Annotated in this window: 6 protein-coding genes; all 6 read right to left on the reverse strand. The window is 63.0% G+C overall.

Annotated features, from left to right (window positions below; translation table 11 throughout):
- Window positions 1–299 (reverse strand): SURF1 family cytochrome oxidase biogenesis protein (locus ACOZKU_RS01460; protein WP_421577366.1); only part of this gene is annotated, 299 nt, incomplete at its 3' end.
- Complete coding sequence (locus tag ACOZKU_RS01465; RefSeq protein ID WP_421577367.1) at window positions 292–675, reverse strand: DUF983 domain-containing protein; 384 nt, start codon at window positions 673–675, stop codon at window positions 292–294. The genes ACOZKU_RS01465 and ACOZKU_RS01460, both read right to left, overlap by 8 nt.
- Before the next feature lie 252 nt (window positions 676–927).
- Window positions 928–1806, reverse strand: coding sequence for a cytochrome c oxidase subunit 3 (locus tag ACOZKU_RS01470; protein ID WP_421577368.1), 879 nt, complete (start codon window positions 1804–1806; stop codon window positions 928–930).
- Window positions 1807–1864: 58 nt separating this feature from the next.
- The gene (locus tag ACOZKU_RS01475; protein ID WP_421577370.1) at window positions 1865–2470 is read right to left on the reverse strand and encodes a cytochrome c oxidase assembly protein; all 606 of its coding nucleotides are present in this window, start codon (window positions 2468–2470) and stop codon (window positions 1865–1867) included.
- A gap of 2 nt (window positions 2471–2472) precedes the next feature.
- On the reverse strand, window positions 2473–2613 hold the full coding sequence (locus ACOZKU_RS01480; protein ID WP_298096955.1) for a hypothetical protein: 141 nt from the start codon (window positions 2611–2613) through the stop codon (window positions 2473–2475).
- Window positions 2613–3215, reverse strand: a 603-nt coding sequence (locus tag ACOZKU_RS01485; RefSeq protein WP_421577369.1) for a protoheme IX farnesyltransferase, incomplete at its 5' end; no start/stop codon positions are given. The genes ACOZKU_RS01485 and ACOZKU_RS01480, both read right to left, overlap by 1 nt.

Genomic DNA, 3215 nt, shown 5'->3' on the forward strand with positions numbered 1-3215 from the left:
GTGGCGAAGAAGTGACGCTCGCGGTTGTTGGCAAAGACGCCCGTGACGGTGACCGGGCGATATTCGATATCCTCGCCCCTGGCGGCCATCGCTTCGATATCGGCGAGCGCTACAGGGGCTGCGACCCGGCGCTCGGCGATGTCGGCGAGCAGCTTTTCCTTCCAGTGCAGGCGCTGGACCTGCCAGGTGCCGAGCGACAGCAGGATGGCGAGCGCGATGAAGAAGGCGATGCCCGTCAGGACCAGCTTTCCCCGACCGGCGGGCGGGCGCGGACGATGGCTTGCCGGAACCTCAGCCACGGTCGATCTCGCCGGGGCGGGCGTTGTTGCGGTATTGCAGGGTGATGAGCAGGCCCTTGAGGACACGTGTCAGTGCGAGGCCCAGCACGATGACCAGGGGGATCCACAGCAGGAAATGCACCCAGAGCGGCGGATTGTAGTTGACCTCCATCCACAGCGCCGAGCCGACGACGATGAAGCCGACGATCAGGATCACGAAGACGACGGGGCCGTCGCCCGAATCGGCGAAGGAATAGTCGAGGCCGCAATTGGCGCAGGCCGGCTTCACCGTCAGCAGGCCGTCGAACAGCTTGCCCTGGCCGCAGCGCGGGCAGCAGGCGCTGAGGCCTGCCTTGATGGGATCGACCGGGGGATAGAGCGCCTTGTCGTCGTCCATGTTCATTTCCGTGTTTCCCTACGGGCCGATTGCTATGCTGGTGACGCCCCTCACCTGCCTGCCGGCATCCTCTCCCCGCAAGCGGGTGCGAAGGTCCCGGCAGGGGGATGAGGGGCTGCGACATCGCCTGAAATCCATCCGGCTGGTATATCGCTCCGCTACCCCCTCGTCCAACCGAAAGCCCGCGGCAAAGAGCCCCAAAAACAAACGGCCGCATCGCTGCGGCCGTTCGAAAGTCCGTGATCTCTCGGATCAGCCGTGCGCGATCGGCGCGCCCCAGCCACCCCAGATGTAGATGGAGAAGAAGAGGAAGAGCCAGACGACGTCGACGAAGTGCCAGTACCAGGCGGCGGCTTCGAAACCGAAGTGCTGCTTGGGGGTGAAATCGCCGCGCAGCGCACGGATGAGGCAGACGATCAGGAAGATCGTGCCGACCAGGACGTGGAAGCCGTGGAAGCCGGTCGCCATGAAGAAGGTCGCGCCGTAGATCGAGTCCTTGAAGGCGAACGGAGCGTGGGCGTATTCGTAGGCCTGAACGAAGGAGAACAGGATACCGAGCAGCACGGTCAGAACGAGACCGTTGACCAGGCCCCTGCGGTCGTTGTGCAGGAGGGCGTGGTGCGCCCAGGTCACGCAGGTGCCCGAGAGCAGCAGGATGACGGTGTTGTAGAGCGGCAGGTGCCAGGGATCGAGAACCTCGATGCCCTTCGGCGGCCAGACACCACCGGTATAGGCGGCGCGCGCGGCCTGGATCGGTTCGGCGGCAAACAGGCTGGCGTCGAAGAAGGCCCAGAACCAGGCGACGAAGAACATCACTTCCGAAGCGATGAACATGATCATGCCGTAGCGCAGGTGCAGCGAGACGACGCGGGTGTGGTGGCCCTCATGGGCTTCCTTCACCGTGTCCGCCCACCAGGCATACATCGTGTAGAGCACGATCAGCAAGCCGATGAAGAAGATCCACGGCGTGGCGAGGTTGACGCCGAACAGGTGGAAGGCGCCACCCGAGACGTAACGCATGTAGCCGATGCCGCCGAGCGCCATGACGAACGCGCCGATGGAGGCGAGAAGCGGCCACGGGCTGGGGTCGATGATGTGGTAGTCGTGTTTCTTCTGGTGCGCATCGGCCATGTGATTGTCCCCGAATGTATCGCGTTCTGTCCCCGGCATAGCCGGAAACGCATGTCTTTCAAAGCTTGTTTACGTCGTCCGTCTTGTTATCCGCAGCCGAAGCCACCGGCTTCGACGCCTCATGCGGATAGAAGGTGTAGGACAGCGTGATCGTGTGGATGCCCTTCGTCTCGACCGCCTTGACGATCTCCGGATCGACGAAGAAGACGACGGGCATTTCCAATTCTTCACCCGGCTTCAGCGTCGTTTCGGTGAAGCAGAAGCACTGGACCTTGTTGAAATAGGCGCCGGTCTGTTCCGGGGTGACGTTGAACGTCGCCTGGCCGGTCGTCGCCTTGGACGAGTTGTTGCGCGCCTTGTAGAGGATTTGCACGGTCTCGCCGATTTTCAGCTCGACCTCGCGCTGCACCGGCTCGAAAGTCCAGGGCAGGCCTGGACCGGTATTGGCGTCGAAGCGCACCTTGATCGTCTGATCGAGAATGACATCGGAGGCCTGCTCGACGCGTTGCGTCGTGCCGCCGTAGCCGGTCGCCTTGCAGAACATCTCGTAGAGCGGCACGGCGGCGTAAGCCATCGCGCCCATGCCGATGACGAAGGAACAGCACATGGCGACGACGGCGCCGTTGCCCGTCTTTTTCCGTTCGGTCTTGTTGCTATCGCTCATCATCAGCCCGCCATTCCGCCGCCGAACTTGATCAGCGTCACGACATAGAACACGACGACGAGACCCAGAAGCACCGCGCCGAGCGCGATGTTGCGGCCGCGGCGGGCCTTCTTCTGGCGGTCAGTGAGATTTACGGTTTCCATTACAGTACCCATCCGAAAGACGCGATCAGGCGGTCGAACATCAGGCCGGAGAAGATCGCGAACAGATAGACGATGGAGAAGGCGAAGAGTTTCTTGGCCGGCACCATCGCGCGGTCGCCTTCCGGCATGCGCAACACGCCGATGGAATACCACACGAAGCCCAGGCCGAGCGCTGCGGCAAAGAGACCATAACCGATGCTGGCAAGGCCGAGATAAGTCGGCACGACGGCGATGACGGCGGTCAGCACCGCATAGAGGACGATCTGCACCTTCGTGGTGGCCTCGCCCGAAACGTTCGGCAGCATCGGCACGCCGACGGCCTCGTAATCGCGCATCTTGAACAGGGCGAGCGCCCAGAAATGCGCGGGGGTCCACAGGAAGGTGATGAGGAAGAGCACGACGCTCTCGATGGACACGCCGCCCGTCACGCAGGCCCAGCCGATCATCGGCGGGAAGGCGCCGGCCGCACCGCCGATGACGATGTTCTGCGGCGTCGAGCGCTTGAGCCACATCGTATAGACGACGGCGTAGAAGAAGATGGTGAAGGCGAGCAGGCCGGCCGACAGCCAGTTGACCGCAAGGCCGAGGATGCAGACCGAGAA

This window comes from Shinella sp. M31 (assembly GCF_049199205.1).
Classification (GTDB): domain Bacteria; phylum Pseudomonadota; class Alphaproteobacteria; order Rhizobiales; family Rhizobiaceae; genus Shinella.